The sequence below is a fragment of the Pseudomonas sp. B21-012 genome (genome assembly GCF_024749305.1).
Lineage (GTDB): Bacteria > Pseudomonadota > Gammaproteobacteria > Pseudomonadales > Pseudomonadaceae > Aquipseudomonas.
Window position 1 is genome coordinate 2,186,771 of sequence record NZ_CP087197.1, and the last position, 15,873, is coordinate 2,202,643.

At 65.9% G+C, this 15,873-nt stretch carries 15 protein-coding genes; 8 read left to right on the forward strand and 7 right to left on the reverse strand.

From position 1 onward, the window contains the following. Positions 1–6: 6 nt before the first annotated feature. A complete protein-coding gene (locus LOY37_RS10010; RefSeq protein WP_195883611.1) occupies positions 7–885 on the forward strand; it encodes an SDR family NAD(P)-dependent oxidoreductase in 879 nt (292 codons plus the stop codon). Positions 886–1,005: 120 nt separating this feature from the next. On the opposite strand, the gene LOY37_RS10015 is transcribed toward LOY37_RS10010, so the two are convergent. From LOY37_RS10015 to LOY37_RS10045, 7 genes are all read right to left on the reverse strand, one after another. After that, positions 1,006–1,398, reverse strand: a complete 393-nt coding sequence (locus LOY37_RS10015) for a hypothetical protein (RefSeq protein ID WP_258716760.1) — start codon at positions 1,396–1,398, stop codon at positions 1,006–1,008. 389 nt (positions 1,399–1,787) lie between these two features. Further along, complete coding sequence (locus tag LOY37_RS10020; RefSeq protein ID WP_258716761.1) at positions 1,788–3,359, reverse strand: FadD3 family acyl-CoA ligase; 1,572 nt, start codon at positions 3,357–3,359, stop codon at positions 1,788–1,790. A gap of 66 nt (positions 3,360–3,425) precedes the next feature. Beyond that, on the reverse strand, positions 3,426–4,172 hold the full coding sequence (locus LOY37_RS10025; RefSeq protein WP_258716762.1) for an SDR family NAD(P)-dependent oxidoreductase: 747 nt from the start codon (positions 4,170–4,172) through the stop codon (positions 3,426–3,428). Positions 4,173–4,271: 99 nt separating this feature from the next. After that, positions 4,272–5,363 carry a ferredoxin--NADP reductase gene (locus LOY37_RS10030; protein ID WP_258716763.1) on the reverse strand — a complete coding sequence of 364 codons (1,092 nt, stop codon included), beginning with the start codon at positions 5,361–5,363 and terminating at the stop codon, positions 4,272–4,274. Between the two features lie 13 nt (positions 5,364–5,376). Continuing rightward, positions 5,377–6,132: a glucose 1-dehydrogenase gene (locus LOY37_RS10035; protein ID WP_258716764.1), complete on the reverse strand. Its 756-nt coding sequence runs from the start codon at positions 6,130–6,132 to the stop codon at positions 5,377–5,379. Beyond that, the gene (locus LOY37_RS10040) at positions 6,120–7,799 is read right to left on the reverse strand and encodes an FAD-binding protein (RefSeq protein WP_258716765.1); all 1,680 of its coding nucleotides are present in this window, start codon (positions 7,797–7,799) and stop codon (positions 6,120–6,122) included. Before LOY37_RS10040 ends, LOY37_RS10035 begins: the two co-directional genes overlap by 13 nt. Positions 7,800–7,808: 9 nt before the next feature. Next, positions 7,809–8,324 (reverse strand): flavin reductase family protein, encoded by a 516-nt coding sequence (locus tag LOY37_RS10045; RefSeq protein WP_195883615.1) that lies wholly within the window; start codon positions 8,322–8,324, stop codon positions 7,809–7,811. Positions 8,325–8,700: 376 nt separating this feature from the next. On the opposite strand from LOY37_RS10045, the gene LOY37_RS10050 reads away from it, so the two are divergent. The 7 genes from LOY37_RS10050 to LOY37_RS10080 all read left to right on the forward strand — a co-directional run bounded on the left by LOY37_RS10050 (position 8,701) and on the right by LOY37_RS10080 (position 15,864). Next, the gene (locus LOY37_RS10050) at positions 8,701–9,885 is read left to right on the forward strand and encodes a flavin-dependent monooxygenase (protein WP_045201624.1); all 1,185 of its coding nucleotides are present in this window, start codon (positions 8,701–8,703) and stop codon (positions 9,883–9,885) included. Positions 9,886–10,011: 126 nt separating this feature from the next. After that, entirely contained in the window at positions 10,012–11,133 is a 1,122-nt protein-coding gene (locus LOY37_RS10055; RefSeq protein WP_045201622.1) for an LLM class flavin-dependent oxidoreductase, read from the forward strand. Between the two features lie 141 nt (positions 11,134–11,274). Continuing rightward, complete coding sequence (locus LOY37_RS10060) at positions 11,275–12,174, forward strand: VOC family protein (RefSeq protein WP_258716766.1); 900 nt, start codon at positions 11,275–11,277, stop codon at positions 12,172–12,174. 11 nt (positions 12,175–12,185) lie between these two features. Further along, positions 12,186–13,067 (forward strand): CoA transferase subunit A, encoded by an 882-nt coding sequence (locus tag LOY37_RS10065; RefSeq protein WP_093387603.1) that lies wholly within the window; start codon positions 12,186–12,188, stop codon positions 13,065–13,067. 11 nt (positions 13,068–13,078) lie between these two features. Continuing rightward, entirely contained in the window at positions 13,079–13,882 is an 804-nt protein-coding gene (locus LOY37_RS10070; protein WP_093384790.1) for a CoA-transferase subunit beta, read from the forward strand. 39 nt (positions 13,883–13,921) lie between these two features. Continuing rightward, positions 13,922–14,794 (forward strand): enoyl-CoA hydratase, encoded by an 873-nt coding sequence (locus tag LOY37_RS10075; protein ID WP_195883619.1) that lies wholly within the window; start codon positions 13,922–13,924, stop codon positions 14,792–14,794. 2 nt (positions 14,795–14,796) lie between these two features. Further along, a complete protein-coding gene (locus LOY37_RS10080; protein WP_258716767.1) occupies positions 14,797–15,864 on the forward strand; it encodes a nitronate monooxygenase family protein in 1,068 nt (355 codons plus the stop codon). Positions 15,865–15,873: the final 9 nt, after the last annotated feature.

Genomic DNA, 15,873 nt, shown 5'->3' on the forward strand with positions numbered 1-15,873 from the left:
CACCCCATGAGTACACAACACAGGCAGGTTGCCGTGGTCACCGGCGCCAGCCGCGGTGTCGGCCAGGGTATCGCCCTGGCCCTCGGCGCGGCCGGCATGACCGTTTACGTTACCGGCCGGGCCCGCGGGCAGGGCGGTTCACATTTGTACGGGCATGCCCTGGACGGCGACCTGCAGGCCACCGCCGAGGCCATCAGCGCGGTGGGCGGGCAAGGCATCGCGGTGACCTGCGATCACGCCGACGATGCCCAGGTGCAGGCGCTGTTCGCCCGGGTGGAGCGCGAATGCGGGCACCTGGATCTGCTGGTCAACAACGCGGCGTTCATCCATGACCAGTTGATCGAGCCGGGGCCGTTCTGGAGCAAACCGCTGGCGCTGGCGGGCATCCTCGACGTCGGCCTGCGTTCAGCCTATGTCGCCAGCTACCATGGCGCGCCGCTGTTGCTGCGCAGCCGCCAGGGGCTGGTGTGTTTCACCTCATCGTTTGGCGCTGGCTGCTACATGCATGGGCCGGCTTATGGCGCGCAGAAGGCCGGCTGCGACAAGCTGGCCGCCGACATGGCCATCGATTTCGAAGGCCAGGGCGTCGCCGCCGTGTCGCTATGGTTAGGCCCGCAACTGACCGAGCGCACGCGGATTGCCGGCGAGCAGCATGGCGAGCAGTACAAGGCGTTTCTTGCCGATGCCGAGACCCCGCAGTTCAATGGGCGGGTGATTCATGCGCTGCTCAATGACCCGCAGTTGATGCGCTATTCCGGGCAAACCCTGATCACTGCCGAGATAGCCGCTGGGTATGGCATCAGCGAAGCGGGCGGGCGCCAGCCGCCTTCCCATCGCGGCTTGCTCGGCGACCCGCGCCAGCAACATCCGGCGCGGGTGATCTGAGCGGCGGATTACAACCCCTGCGGGGGGCTTGACCCGCGATGAGGCCAGTCCAGCCCGCAAATCAATATTGCCGGAACTACGTCCGCTGCGTGCTTGATTGCCGGCAAGCCCCTCATCCCTTTATCCATTGCTGAGCTTTAGCAATCCTGCGCCTATCATCAGCCATGCAAAGCCAACAATAGACAACCAGGAAGAGATGATCATCTTACGCTTGAGAGGGGCCGGGAATTCTTGCAGTTCACCTGGATCGAACAGCCCTTTGCGGATGCAGAACCCGGGATAAAGCATGGCGCCGCTGACTGTGTTTACCAGATGCCAACGTGACCTCAAGCTGGCGTTGCCAAAATTGGTGGTTCGATTTTGAAGCCGCCAGCTGTTTGGTAGTGCCGAGAGCATGACATTGAAGTCACGGCCGCAGGTGATCTGGATACTCATCGCTAAACCGATGAACGCAAGCGTGAACGGAGAAATCATGAAAGCGATAGCCCACCATGAATACCAGAACCCGCTCATGGCCTTGTTAGTCCAAAAATCACATCCCCCACCCATTCTCCTCCCATTCCAACACCTGCAGCGCCAGCCAACGATCCTGGGTGCCTGACATGCCGCGCGGCACGATGTAGAAGCCTGGCTGCAAGGTGGAACTGGTGGCGGTTATCGCCGGAGCAGGGGATAAAACGGAAGAGGGCGTCCTTGTCATGCGCAGGTTCCTTGGGCAAAGAGGCCCGGAACCTAGCACTGGCATTCACGCCTTGGCGCACCGTCGAACGGATTCGGAAGCGTCCCACAGTAAAATCGGATTCATCGCCCTGTGGGACTGGCAACGCATCAGGTGGTGTCTGGATTACGACCCCTTCTGGCTCAATCGCCGGCCTTGCCGGCGATGGGCTGCATAGCAGCCCTCACACCCAGCCGCGCAATACCTGCTTGGCCACCTTGCCCGTGGCATTGAGCGGCAAGGCCTCGACCACTTGCACCCGCCGCGGCACTTTGTAGTTGGCCATCTGCTCGCGGCACCAGGTATTGAACTGCGCCACGTCGATCACCTGTCCAGGCACCGCCAGCAAGAAGGCCATGGCCACTTCCCCCAAGCGTTCATCGGCAATCCCAATCACCGCCGCCTGGGCCACCCCGGGGTACTGCAGCAAGGTCTGTTCGATCTCCGCCGGGTAGACGTTGAAGCCACCGGTGATGAACATGTCCTTGAGCCGGTCGGTGATGCGCAGGTAACCCTGTTCATCCAGCACGCCAATGTCACCGGTGTGCAGCCAGCCGTCGGCATCCACCGCTTCGAGGCTTGCCTGCGGGTCGTTGAGGTAGCCGTGCATCAGGTTGTAGCCGCGGATCAACACCTCGCCAGGCACGTTGGCCGGCACCCTGGCGCCGCTGCTGTTGACGCAGCGGATCTGAACCCCTGGCATGGCCCGGCCGCTGGTGCTGGCGACCCGCTCGGCGCTGTCGTCGGGGCGGCAGATGCTGGCAAAGCCGCAGGCTTCGGTCAGGCCGTAGGCGGTGACGATGGTGGCAAAGCCCAGCTCCTCGCGCATGCGCCCGATCATCTCCACCGGGATCGCGGCGGCGCCAGTGACGGCGACGCGCAAGGAGCTTAGGTCGTAGTTCTGGCGTTGCGGGTGGGCCAGCAGCGACTGATACAGGGTCGGCGGCCCGGGCAGGATGTTGATGCGCTGGCGCTGCACGCAGTCGAGCAGCGCCTGCACCTCGAACACCTGCTGCGGGATGATGGTACAGCCGCGCATCAGCGCTGCCAGCCAGCCGGCCTTGTAGCCAAAGGAATGGAAGAACGGGTTGACGATCAGGTAGCGATCGCCCCGGCGCAGGCCGACGATCTCGCTCCAGTCGCGCACCACCTGCAGATTCTGGCCGTGGGCGGTCATCACGCCCTTGGGCTTGCCGGAGGTGCCGGAGGTAAACAACAGGTCGGACAGGGTCTGCGGCCCGACCTGCTGCTCGCGGGCCTGCAACAGCGCCTGCGGCACTTGCTCGGCGAGGGCCATGAACGCCTCCCAGGCCAGGCCGCCGTGGCGCGGCTCTGCCGGGCGCAGGCTGATCACCTGGCGCAGGGCCGGCAGGGTTTGGTCGGCGAGCATGGCCGGGTAGTCGTTATCCAGAAAGCGGCTGATGCAAAACAGCACGCAGGTGCCGCTCTCGCGCAGGATGTGCCCGGCCTCGCTGCCTTTCATCCGTGTGTTCAACGGCACCAGGGTGGCGCCGATGCTCTGCAGGGCGCCGGCGGCAACGATCCATTCCCACAGGTTGGGCGCCCACACTGCCACCCGGTCGGCCACTTGCACGTCCAGGGCGAGCAGGGCGCGGGCGGCCTGCTGGCGCAACAGCTCGAGCTGGCGGTAGCTGATGCGCTGCCCGCCGTCTTCGATGGCCGGGCTGTCGCCGTAGTCCCGGGCGGCGCGGGCGAACAGTTGGGCGATGGTCTGAGCGTTTTCGACAGGCAGCATGATGCCTCCTCAGGCTGAGGATGAATGAGCAGGGAAAGCGCCGGGCAGGCTGCCCGGCACCGCGGGTCAGGCGCTAGGCGGGGCGAAGCGGCGGCCAGCGGAGAAACCGCCGTCCACGGCAATCATCTGGCCGCTGACGAACGACGCTTCGTCAGAGGCAAGAAACAGCGCGACGTTGGCCACTTCGTCCGGCTGCCCGGAACGGTTGAGCATGTGCTGCGAAGCGAAGAAGGCGTGGAATGCCTGCTGTTCGCGGACCATGCTGGTCATCGGCGTTTCGATCAGGCCCGGGCACAGGCCGTTGACGCGGATGTTGGCGTAGCCGTAGTCGATGGCCATCGAGCGGGTCAGCTGGTTGATGCCGCCCTTGGAGACGTTATAGGCAACGTTGCCGTCGCAGCCCTGCAGGCCGAAGATCGAACCGATGTTGATGATCGAGCCGCTGCGCTGGGCCTCCATCTGCGCCAGCACGTGCTTGCTGGTGAGCATGCTGCCGGTGAGGTTGATGTCCAGCACCCGCTGCCAGTTGGCGGTGCTGGTCTGGGTCACGCTGCCCTGGTCGGCGACGCCGGCGGCATTGACCAGCACATCGATACGCCCGAAGCGGCTGATGACTTCGCTCATCACCTGCTGCACGCGGGTTTCATCGCGCACATCCAGGCTCATGAACAGGCCGGGGAAGTCCGCCGGCGTCTCGCCAATGTCCAGGCCGACGACCTCGGCGCCCTCGGCAATGAAGCGGCGCACGCACGCCAGGCCGATACCCGATGCGCCGCCGGTAACCACGGCGACCTTGTTGTGCAAACGAGCCATAACTGAACCTCTGTCTTATTGTTGTGGGGCTGCTGGCGCCGAGTCTAACCGCAGTCGGGGCCGCAGTGATCGTCCGATGAGACTAGCGGGCACCGGCCCTCAGCCGGGGAAGCGCAAGCGCACCCGCGCGCCCAGTGGCCGGCTCTGGCAGGCCAGGGTCCAGCCTTCCTCCAGCTCGCGGGCGCTGAGCACATCGTTGCGCGAAAGATGCGTTTCACCCTCGAGCACCGTACACATGCAGGCCCCGCAAAAGCCTTCTTCGCACGAAGACGGCACGTCCAGGCCCGCCGCCCGGCAGCTTTGCAACAGGGTATCGCCGGGCTGGCAACGGATTTCGTGTTGCTCGCCGTCGAGCTCGACCAGCAGCAGCTCACAGGCCGAGTCGCTGCTGACGGCGCGGGCAACGGCCTCTTGCGCGGCGAGTTGATCCGGGTCGGGCGGCGAGACGAAGCGCTCGACATGGATGCACGTGGCAGCTTCGCCCAGGGCCAGCAGGCTGCGCTCGACGGTGTCCATGAACGGCCCCGGGCCACAGATGAAGTAGTCGCCGCCGCGCATTTCGCCGACCAGTTGCTGGACCTGGGCGTCGCGCAAAAAGCCCTGCAGTGAATCGAGCAGGTGGATCACCTGCAGGCGCTGCGGGTGATCCTGGCTCAACTGGCGCAGCTCGTCGCGAAAGATCACCGAGGCTTCGTCGCGGTTGGCATACACCAGCCTGATGGATCGAGCGCCGCTGTGCAGCACCGACTTGAGGATCGACATCACCGGGGTGATACCCGAGCCACCGGCAAACAGCACCAGTGGCCGTGAAGGGTCATTGGCCAGGCGTTCATCCAGGCAGAAGTGCCCGGCCGGTGGCAGCACTTCGAGCCAGTCACCGACCTGCACCTGCTGGTTCATCCAGTTCGACACCCGCCCGTCGGCAACCCGCTTGATGGTCACCTTGGGCCGGGCATCGCACAGCGGCGAGCTGGCCATGGAGTAGCAGCGGGTGAGCAGTTTGCCGGCACAGGGCACGCGAAAGCTCAGGAACTGCCCCGGCTTGTAGCGAAAGCGCTCGCGCAGTTGCGCCGGCACCTCCAGGACCAGCGAGCGCGCATCGGCGGTTTCGTCGATCACCGCGCAAACCTGCAGCCGATAGCTGCCGCTGGCCGACACCAGCGAGTCCTGCCCAAGCGCTTGCATGCCCATGTTCATCGTCGCCTCAAATGCCGCTGATCAATTGCGCGTTGTCCACCCGCAGTTCGGCGCCGTTGACGAAGTTCGATTCGTCGCTGGCCAGAAACAGCACCACGTTGGCGATATCGCGCGGCGCGCACATGCGGTTCATCGGGTCCTGGTCGAGCAGCGCCTGGTCGATCGGCTGGCCACCGGCCAGGGCCTGGGTCATCGGCGTGTTGACGCCGTCCGGGTGCACGCTGTTGCAGCGGATGCGATACCCCTGCTGCTTGCAGTGCAGGGCGATGGAGCGGGTCATCGCCGCCACCGCGCCCTTGGAGGCCGAATAGGCGCAGAACATCGGCATGGCGCCCAGGGCGGCCACCGAGGACATGTTGACGATCGAGCCGCCGCCACTGTCCTTCATGGCTTCAATGGCATATTTGCAGCCGAGAAAGTAACCGTCGCCGTTGATCTTCTGGACCCTCTGCCAGGTTTCCAGCGAGGTGTCCTCGATGGTGCCGGCCACCAGGATGGCGGCGTTGTTGACCAGCACATCGAGGCGCCCGAAGTGCTCCAGGGTGGTCTTGACCACCTGCTGCCAGTCGCTTTCGCTGGCGATGTCGTGGCGGATGAACAGCGCCTTGCTGCCAATCTGCGCGGCAACTTCGCGACCGGCCTGTTCATTGAGGTCGGTAAGCACCACCCGGGCGCCCTGGCTGGCCAGCAGCAGGGCGTCCTCGCGGCCGATACCGCTGGCGGCGCCGGTGACGATGCAGACTTTGCCTTCTACACGTTGCATGGTTGTTCTCCTGATGGTGCGGGGTTGCGGGCGGCGTGCGCGGCGATATGCGCCGCAGCGCGCCGCCCGGAGTAAATGCAGTCGGCCAGGGACAGGCCGGAGACATACAGGTTGGAGGCCACGCCCACGGCATTGCGCCCGGCGCTGTACAGCCCGGCGATCGGCGCGCCGTGCCGGTCGAGCACCGCGCCGCTGCGCTCGTCGACGCGCAGGCCGCCCAGGGTCAGGGCCGGGCAGGGGAACAGGCGGCTGTCATAGGACAGGTCGAGGGCATACCAGGGGCCGCTGTCCAGCGGGCAGAGCATCGCCGCCGACTTGCCCAGCGGGTCGGCGATTTCGCCTCGGGCCGCGCTGCTGTACTGCGCCACGCTCTGGCGCAGGTTGCCGGCGGGCAAGGCGCAGCGTTCGGCCAGCTGTTCCAGGCTGTTGCCGCGTTTGGCGTTGAACAGCAGGTTGAGCAGCACCGGCAAACGCTGGAAGTTCCACACCTTGCCCGGGCCGACCTGCTTGAGCGCCTGGCGCACCAGGGCGCGGTTGAGAATCAGGATGGCCTTGCCGCGCTGTTCTTCAACCATGGCGTGGCCGAGGGTGGCGCCGTACACCTCTTCATTGCAGTAGCGCAGGCCCAGGCCGTTGACGATCATGCCGCGGGCCCAGGCCAGCGGCGGGTTGATAAAGCGCCAGGCGCTGATCTTGTCCATCCGCGCCAGGCTGGCGCCTGCGCTCTGGCCCAGGAGCAAGCCGCTGCCATCGCAGGCGCTGCTACCCAGCGGCAGGCCGGCCAGGTACTGCGGCGCGTGCCGGGCCACCAGCTCGCGGTTGAAAATAAAACCGCCACAGCTGAGCAGCAGGCCTTTTTCGGCGCGAATCAGGGTGCGCACGGCATGGCGCTGCTCGATCTGTCGCAGGCGCTTGCGCAGCACCTCGGCCAGCGCCGGGGCGTACATCTGCAGGACGCTGACCCAGCGCGCCAGGCGTGCATGGCGGCGGGCGGCGCGGCTATCGGCAGGCAGTTGCCAGGCCACCACACCGAGCACCCGGTCGTGGTTGTCGACCACCAGCTGGCGCACTTCACACTGGCTGCGCAGGCGCACGCCGAGCTTCAGGGCGCTGGCGCGCAGCGGCGCAAACAGGCTGGCACCGGACATGCCCGGGCCTTTGGCGCGGTGCCCGCGAGGGGCGGGTGTGGCTTGCGCGGCGTAGGCCGGCACCGCTTCGTTGCCCGAGTAGTAGAGGTAGTAACGGTCGCTGGGGTAGGAGGTTTTCTGTGGCGGCACGCTGGCTTCGAAGGCCACGCCGTGGCGCTCCAGCCAGGCCAGTTGCTCGACACTGCGCTCGCAGAAGTCGCGCAGGGTGTCGGCCGATACCGCCTCGCCGACTTCCTGGCGCAAATAGTTGAACATCGCCTCGCTGTTGTCCGGGTAGCCGGCGCGCTGCTGGTAGGGCGTGCCGCCACCGGCATAGACCACGCCACCGCTGAGCGCCGTGGCGCCGCCACCGGCGAAGCGGTCCAGGGCCAGCACACTGAGGCCGCTGCTGGCGGCCTCGATGGCGGCGCAGACCCCGGCGCCGCCAAAGCCGACCACCAGCAGCTCGGCCGCGGCGTGCCAGTGCAGCTCTCCCGCATGCTCCACCCGCAGCGGCGCCAATGCGCTCAGGCTGTTCATGGCCCGGCCTCAGCCCGCTGCCGCGATCATGCGCGCAGGCGCTGCGGTGGTGGTGTAGCTGCCGTCCAGGTACACCAGCGGGGTGATGCTGGCGCTGGTGCGGATGCGCAGGATGCGGCCAATGAAAATGGTGTGGGTGCCATAGGTCATGCGCCCGTCCTGGCGGCAAAGAATCGATGACTGCGCGTCGGCCAGAAACGGAATGCCTTCTTCGCTGGTCTGCCAGTCGCCGCGCTCGAAGCGCGCCTCGCCCTTGATCGCGCCGCTGCACAGGTGCGCCAGGTCTTGTTGCTCGACGCCGAGGATGTTCACGCAGAAGTCGGCGCCGTCCGCCAGGGCGGCATGCGGTGAGGCGCTGGTGTTGACGCAGATCAGCAGCGACGGCGGCTCGGTGCTCAGCGAGTCGACCGCAGTGGCGGCCATGGCGAAGCGCTGGGTGCCGTTGCTGGTACTGATGATGGTCACGGACTTGGCCAGGCGGCGCATGGCCTGGAGCATGTCGGCTTTGAGATTGTTGTTGTTCATCGCACGGCCTCTGGTTGGCTTGGAGTGCGATGAATTCTTGCAATCGGTGCAAGGCCCAACATCGTCCGAGGGGACTAGGGTTTGTACGGAAAGTGCCTGCGCGACGATCATGCTTCGTTGAAAACAGGCTCGGAATGCTCATTTACAACTCGTAAAGTCGTGCGCGACCCCGGCCGTTCCTCGCCTGTTTTCGCCTTGCCTGATCGCCGCTCGGCGACTTTTCGTACAAACCCAAGTCGAGCCACGCCGTCGCGGCATGGTCCGTTTGAGGGATGTTGGCCGTCGGGCGCCTTGCTTGAATGCCGGGGCAGAGGCCGGTTGCGCCTCTGCTGCACGCGCGCCCCGGCGGACGGGGTGATCAGAGGAGAACAACAACATGCTCAATCACGACCTGATACGCCAGCGTCTGGCCCAGCGCGCCCGCGAGCTGGTGCCGATCCTGCGTGAACGTGCCGCCCATGCCGCGCAACGTGGCCAGCTACCGGAAGAAACCCTGCGCGATTTCCACGACGCCGGGTTTTTCCGCATCCTTCAGCCGGCGCGCTGGCAAGGCTACGAGCTGCAGCCGCGGGACTTTTTCGAGGTGCAGATGACCCTCGCCGAAGGCTGCATGTCCTCGGCCTGGGTGCTGGGGGTGGTGGCCATCCACAACTGGCAACTGGCGCTGTTCGACGACCGCGCCGCCGAGGATGTCTGGGGCCAGGATTCCAGCGTGCTGATTTCGTCGTCCTATATGCCGGTGGGCAAGGTCGAGCGGGTCGAGGGCGGCTTCAAGCTCAGCGGCCGCTGGGGCTTTTCGTCGGGCAGCAAGCATTGCCAGTGGGCCTTCCTTGGCGCCCTGGTGCCGCCGCAAGAGGCGGGCGGGGCGCCGGACTACCGGACCTTCCTGGTGCCGCGCAGCGACTACCAGATCATCGACAACTGGAATGTCATGGGCCTGGAGGCGACCGGCTCCCACGACATCCAGGTGAGCGATGCCTTCGTCCCGGAGTACCGCACCCACCGCGCTGCCGACGGTTTCATGCAGTACAGCCCGGGCAACGCGGTCAACAGCGCGCCGCTGTTCCGCCTGCCGTTCGGGCAGATCTTCGTGCGCGCGGTGTCGTCGTCGGCCATTGGCGCCCTGCAGGGCGCGATCGATCTGTTCGTCGAGCACAACCGCAGCCGGGTCGGGGTCAATGACGGGCGCAAGATGCTCCAGGACCCGGCGGCGCAAACCGCCCTGGCCAATGCCATGGTCTGCGTCGACGAGTGCCGCACGGTGCTGCTGCGCAACTTCGATTTCATGCTCAAGGCCGCCGAGGCCGGCGACGCCCTGGCCATGCAGACGCGGGTGAAGATGCGCTACGACTCGGCGCTGGTCGCCGACAAGTGCGCCAAGGCGGTGGCCGAGCTGATGTTCAACAGCGGCGCCTCGACGATCTTTCGCAGCCACGCCATCAACCGCGCCTTTCGCGACATTCATACCGGCCGCGCCCACGTTGCCAACAACCCGGCCAAGTACGCCTGGAACCTGGGCGGCGTGAGCATGGGCCAGGACAGCAGCGACTTCTTCCTCTGAAGCGCCAGATCACAGAAACCGGCTAGTCCGTTTGCGGGATTCGAGCGGCGCGGCGATCCCCGAGCATGGTGGCAAGGCGCGGGTCCCTGGCGCCGACCGAGCCGTTAACAAGAACAAGGATCAAGCATGAAATTCTCATTGATTTACGAAGCACAGACGGTGGACTCCAGCCGCGAAGGCGACCGCAAGATCTTCGATGACACCGTCGAGCAGGCAGTACTGGCCGACCAGCTCGGTTTCGACACCTTCTGGTGCGTGGAGCACACCGCCCTGAGCAATTACTCGCACATGTCGGCGCCAGAAACCATGCTCGCCTTTGTCGCCGGCAAGACCGAGCGCATCGGCATCGGCCATGGCGTGGTGTGCCTGCCGCCGGCGATGAACCACCCGGTCAAGGTCGCCGAGCGCATCGCTACCCTCGACCTGCTGTCCAAGGGCCGGGTGCATTTCGGCGTGGGCAAGGGCGGTACCCAGCAGGAGGCCGGTACCTTCGGCTACGACCTGGCGACCCTGCAGCCGCAGATCGATGAAGCCATGTACTTGATCCCGAAAATCTTCGTCCAGGACGAGATCGAGCACCACGGCGACTTCGTGCAGATCCCCAAGCGGCCGATCCACCCCAAGCCGTACCAGGACCCGCACCCGCCGATGTACCTGGCCTGCACCAACACCGAATCGCTGAAGAACGCCGGCGGGCGTGGCATGGGCGCGCTGGTGCTGGGTTTCGGCGGCCCGGAGGAAATCGCCAAGAAGGTCGAGGTGTACCACCAGGCCTGGGACAACCGTGACGCCAAGCAGCAGGTCGGCTTTCGCCCCAACCGCCACATCGCCGCGCTGTGCCCGGCCATCGTCCTCGACGACAACGAACTGGCGCGGCGCATCGGCATCCGTGGCCAGCGCTACTTCATGGAGTCGCTCGGCTACTGGTACGGCGGCGGCGAGCGGCCAGACCCGCAAAAGTGGAAAGACGACACCTACGTCGACGGCAACGGCCAGGCAGTGATCAAGTCGCGCTTTGCCTCCGAGGAAGTCAGCGTCGACTTCTCCGACCCGACCATGGCGATGATGAACCCCAACCATGCCTACGGCACGGTCGAGGACTGCATCGGTTACGTGCAGCGCCTGATCGATGCCGGCGCCGACGAGATCCTGTTCATCTGCCAGATGGGCACGGTGCCGCAATGGGCGCAGCTGGAGACCCTGCGCAACATCGGCGAGAAGGTGATTCCGCATTTTCGCAAGCAGTGAGGTGAAAGCATCGCGGGTCAAGCCCTTTCCCACAGACCCGCGAAATTCACCCGATAGCGCTAGTCCCAACAGACGATGCCCGGCCTTGTGCAGCGGGCTTGAATAGCGCTCAACACGTCGATCAACGCGAGGACAACAAGCATGGATATCCGCGGCCTGGGTTACGTCACCCTGCTGTCCACCGACTTGGCGCAATGGCGTCATTACGCAACCCAGGTGCTGGGCATGATGGTGGCCGGCGAGGGCGCTGACAGCGCCCGGCTGTACCTGAAAATGGACGATCGCCCGTACCGCCTCCTGGTGCTGCACAGTGATCAGGACGGCTTCGGCGCCTGTGGCTGGGAGCTGGCCGGCGAGGCCGCCTTCGAGCAGGCAATCGCCGAGCTGCAGCAGGCCGATATCGCCGTCGAGCGCGGCAATGCCGCCCAGGCCGAGCTGCGCAAGGTCCAGGCGGTGGCGCAGTTCTGCGACCCGGACGGCAACCGCCACGAGCTGTTCTGGGGCCCGCGCCAGGATTTCGCCCGGTTTGTCTCGCCGGTGGCAGTCAAGGGCTTTGTCACCCATGAGCTGGGCATGGGCCACGTGGTGCTGCCGGCGCCAACCTTTGAGCGCTGCCGCGATTTTTATCAGCGGATCATGGGCTTTGGCCTTTCGGACCTGATGAAAGTGCGCTTCACCCCTGACCCGGCCGAGCCGGAAAAGCGCATTCATTTTCTGCACTGCAACAATGGCCGTCACCACTCCCTGGCGATCTTCGAATGCCCGGTGCCCCATGGCTGCGTGCACATGATGGTCGAGGTCGACGGCCTCGACGAGGTCGGCCGCGCCCTGGACCGCATGCACGCCCACGGCGTCAAGCTCTCGGCCACCCTTGGCCAGCACACCAACGACCAGATGGTCTCGTTCTACATGAAAACCCCTTCAGGCTTCGACCTGGAGTACGGCTGTGACGGCCTGGTGGTCGACTGGAACCGGCACACCCCCTTCGAAAGCACGGTGGTCAGCCACTGGGGCCACGACTTCAGTGTCGGCCGCCCATGAGGACAACGATGATGGACAAACAAATGACCACGGCGCAGATGGTCGGCCAGCTGCGCGACGGCATGACCCTCGGCATCGGTGGCTGGGGCCCGCGGCGCAAGCCCATGGCGCTGATCCGCGAGATTCTGCGTTCCGACCTCAAGGACCTGACCGTGGTCGCCTACGGCGGTGCCGATGTCGGCATGCTTTGCGCCGCGGGCAAGGTGAAGAAGCTGGTATTCGCCTTCGTCTCGCTCGATTTCATTCCGCTCGAGCCGTACTTTCGCAAGGCCCGCCAGGACGCCGCCATCGAGGTCATGGAGATCGACGAAGGCATGCTCCTGCTCGGCCTGCGCGCGGCGGCCATGGGCGTGCCGTTCATTCCCACGGCGGTCGGCCTGGGCACCGATGTGCTGCGCCACAACCCGCAGATCAAGCTGGTGGCCTCGCCCTATGCCGACGGCAAAGACTGGGTGGCGATGCCGGCGCTTGACCTCGACGCCGCGCTGATCCACGTCGACCGTGCCGATGCCCGCGGGGTCTGCCAGATCAGCGGCCCCGACCACTACATGGACGACCTGTTCGTGCGCGCCGCCCGCCACAGCTACGTGACTTGCGATCAGCTGGTCGACAGCGACTACTTCCACAGTGCGCCGGAGCGCGCGCACCAGGTGTTTTGGGAGCGCAACCTGACCACCGCCGTGGCCCATGTGCCGGGCGGTGCGCACCCCTCGTCATGCGCGCCGCTGTACGGTTTCGATGTGCCGCATTTGAAGGCCTACACCGCCTCGGCCCAGGCCGAGGAGGGCTGGCAGGCCTATGTCGAGCAATTTGTCGCCTGCTCCCACGAGCAGTACCTGGAACAGGTCGGTGGCCTGGGCGCCATCCGCCAGCTTCCCCTGCCGGTTTTCTAAGCGAGTTTTCTATGACCACGCCAGCTACGACGTACAGCCTCGCCGAACTGATGATCTGCGCCGCCTCCGAGGCCTGGCGCGACGACGGTGAAGTCCTGGCCACCGGCATCGGGGTGATCCCGCGCCTGGCCGCCTCCCTGAGCATGCTGACCAGCAACCCGCAGTTGCTGATGACCGATTCCGAAGCCTACATGGTCGCGGAACCTGTGCCCCTCGGCGCACGCAACGGCTATCAACCCAAGCGCGACAGCTGGATGGGTTTTGCACGGATTTTCGACAACGTCTGGGGCGGCAAGCGCCATGCCCTGGTCGGCCCGATCCAGATCGACCGCTTCGGCCAGGCCAACCTCTCGTGCATCGGCGACTACGCCCGGCCCAAGGCGCAGATGCTCGGGGTGCGCGGCCTGCCGGGCAACTCGATCAGCCATGCCAACTCGTTCTTCGTGCCCAGCCACAACCGCCGGGTATTCGTTGAAGGCGAGGTCGATATGGTCTCCTCGATCGGCTACAACCCGGCGCGCCTGGCCCGAGGCTGGGCGCTGGATGAGGTGGATATCCGCCTGATCGTCACTGACCTGTGCGTCCTCGATTTCCACGGCCCGCAGCACCAGGTACGGATCCGCTCGCTGCACCCGGGGGTGAGTGTCGATGAGGTGCAGGACAACACCGGCTTCGCCTTGCAGGTGGACGCCGATTGCCCGGTTACTGCCGCGCCCAGCGAGGCGCAGTTGCAGCTGATCAGGCGCCTCGACCCGCACAACCTGCGGGCCAGCCAGTTGAAAGACAACCCCGCCGGCCAGCGCAACCTGCGTTGAGCCAGGCCCGGGCAATACGCCTTGCCGGAGTAGCAATCGATGAGCGAACAGAACAATAACAACCAGGCCGAGGTGGTGCTGTACGAGGTCCGTGGCGCGGTGGCCATGGTCACCATGAACCGCCCGCAATACCACAATGCGCAGAACTCGCGCATGACCTACGCGCTGGACGCGGCGTTTCGCCGGGCCTGCGCCGACGACGCGGTCAAGGTCATCGTGCTGTGCGGGGCCGGCCGGCATTTTTCCGCCGGTCACGACATCGGCACCCCGGAGCGCGACGTCAACCAGAGCTTCGAGCGCGTCAGCCTGTGGTACGACCACGTCGACAAACCGGGCGGCGAGTTTCTCTATGCCCGCGAGCAGGAGGTGTACCTGGGGATGTGCCGGCGCTGGCGCGAGATGCCCAAGCCGACCATCGCCATGGTCCAGGGCGCGTGCATTGCCGGCGGCCTGATGCTGGCCTGGGTCTGCGACCTGATCGTCGCCAGCGAGGATGCCTACTTCACTGATCCGGTGGTGCGCATGGGCATCCCCGGGGTCGAATATTTTGCCCACGTGCATGAGCTCAACCCGCGGATCGCCAAGGAGTTCCTGTTCATGGGCACGCCGATGCCGGCGCCGCGGGCCTACCAGATGGGCATGGTCAATCGGGTGGTGGCGCGCGAGGCCCTGGAGCCGGAAACCCTGGCCATCGCCGAGCGCATCGCGCAAATGCCGCGCCTGGGCCTGCAACTGAGCAAGCAGGCGGTGAACAACGCCGAGGATTTGATGGGCAAGCGCGCGACCATGGACATGGTCTTCGGCCTGCATCACTTCGCTCACGCCCACAACGAGCTGGTGTCCGGCGACCGCCTGGGCGGTTACGACGCCCGCGCCATGGCCAGTGCACAGCGCAAGCCGGAGGGGGCGTAAGCATGACGGTCTGCCTGCAAACGCCGCTCACCGAACTGTTGGGCTGTCGCTACCCGATCATCCAGACCGCCATGGGCTGGGTTGCCGAGCCGCGCCTGGTGGCGGCCACCGGTAACGCCGGCGGCTTCGGTTTTCTTGCCGGCGCGACCATCGAGCCGGCACGCATGGAAGCGGCGATCGTCGAGACCCGGCGCCTTAGCGACCAGCCGTTCGGGGTCAATTTTCACATGTACCAGGCCAATGCCGCCGACATCGTCGAGCTGGTGCTTCGGCACAAGGTCAAGGCGGTCAGCTACAGCCGATCGCCGGGCAAGCAGATGATCGCCCGGCTGAAAGATGCCGGCGTGGTCTGCATTCCCACCGTTGGCGCCCTCAAGCATGCGCAAAAGGCGGTGGAAATGGGCGCCGACGCGGTGACCATCCAGGGCGGCGAGGGCGGCGGCCATACCGGCGCGGTGCCGACTTCGCTGTTGCTCGGCCAGGTGGTCGAGGTGCTCAAGGTGCCGGTGGTCGCCGCTGGCGGCTTCAAGGACGGTCAGGGCCTGGTCGCCGCCCTGGCCTATGGCGCCGCCGGCATCGCCATGGGTACACGCTTTTTGATGAGCGCCGAAAGCCCGGTGCCGAGCGCAACCCTGGCCCGCTACCTGGCAGTCAACGACCCGGCGGCGGTAATCGTCAGCCGCGCCATCGACGGCATGCCGCAACGAATGATCCGCAACGAACTGCTCGATGCGCTGGAAGCCAGCGGCGGCCTCAAGCGCTGGTTGCTGGCGCTCAAAAGTGGCCTGGCCTACCGCCGCCACAGCGGCACCAGCCTGGCGCAGTTGCTCGCCAGCGCGCTGAAGATGCGCGGCAGCGGCGAGCTGAGCGCGGCGCAGGCACTGATGGCCGCCAACGCGCCGATGGTGATCCAGAAGGCCATGGTCGACGGCCTGCCCGCCGAGGGCGTACTGCCGGCCGGGCAAGTGGCAGCGAGCATTCACAGCCTGCCCAGCTGCGCCGAACTGATCGCGCAGATCGTCGGTGACGCGCAAGCGCGCCTGGGCGAACTGAGCCGCCGTATTTCATGAAGGGGAAGG

What these genes read in the sequence shown, in the direction of transcription:
- LOY37_RS10010 (WP_195883611.1), top strand. Translation starts at nt 7, where the DNA reads ATGAGTACACAACACAGGCAGGTTGCCGTGGTCACCGGCGCCAGCCGC.
- LOY37_RS10015 (WP_258716760.1), bottom strand. Translation starts at nt 1,398, where the DNA reads ATGAGCGGGTTCTGGTATTCATGGTGGGCTATCGCTTTCATGATTTCT.
- LOY37_RS10020 (WP_258716761.1), bottom strand. Translation starts at nt 3,359, where the DNA reads ATGCTGCCTGTCGAAAACGCTCAGACCATCGCCCAACTGTTCGCCCGC.
- LOY37_RS10025 (WP_258716762.1), bottom strand. Translation starts at nt 4,172, where the DNA reads ATGGCTCGTTTGCACAACAAGGTCGCCGTGGTTACCGGCGGCGCATCG.
- LOY37_RS10030 (WP_258716763.1), bottom strand. Translation starts at nt 5,363, where the DNA reads ATGGGCATGCAAGCGCTTGGGCAGGACTCGCTGGTGTCGGCCAGCGGC.
- LOY37_RS10035 (WP_258716764.1), bottom strand. Translation starts at nt 6,132, where the DNA reads ATGCAACGTGTAGAAGGCAAAGTCTGCATCGTCACCGGCGCCGCCAGC.
- LOY37_RS10040 (WP_258716765.1), bottom strand. Translation starts at nt 7,799, where the DNA reads ATGAACAGCCTGAGCGCATTGGCGCCGCTGCGGGTGGAGCATGCGGGA.
- LOY37_RS10045 (WP_195883615.1), bottom strand. Translation starts at nt 8,324, where the DNA reads ATGAACAACAACAATCTCAAAGCCGACATGCTCCAGGCCATGCGCCGC.
- LOY37_RS10050 (WP_045201624.1), top strand. Translation starts at nt 8,701, where the DNA reads ATGCTCAATCACGACCTGATACGCCAGCGTCTGGCCCAGCGCGCCCGC.
- LOY37_RS10055 (WP_045201622.1), top strand. Translation starts at nt 10,012, where the DNA reads ATGAAATTCTCATTGATTTACGAAGCACAGACGGTGGACTCCAGCCGC.
- LOY37_RS10060 (WP_258716766.1), top strand. Translation starts at nt 11,275, where the DNA reads ATGGATATCCGCGGCCTGGGTTACGTCACCCTGCTGTCCACCGACTTG.
- LOY37_RS10065 (WP_093387603.1), top strand. Translation starts at nt 12,186, where the DNA reads ATGGACAAACAAATGACCACGGCGCAGATGGTCGGCCAGCTGCGCGAC.
- LOY37_RS10070 (WP_093384790.1), top strand. Translation starts at nt 13,079, where the DNA reads ATGACCACGCCAGCTACGACGTACAGCCTCGCCGAACTGATGATCTGC.
- LOY37_RS10075 (WP_195883619.1), top strand. Translation starts at nt 13,922, where the DNA reads ATGAGCGAACAGAACAATAACAACCAGGCCGAGGTGGTGCTGTACGAG.
- LOY37_RS10080 (WP_258716767.1), top strand. Translation starts at nt 14,797, where the DNA reads ATGACGGTCTGCCTGCAAACGCCGCTCACCGAACTGTTGGGCTGTCGC.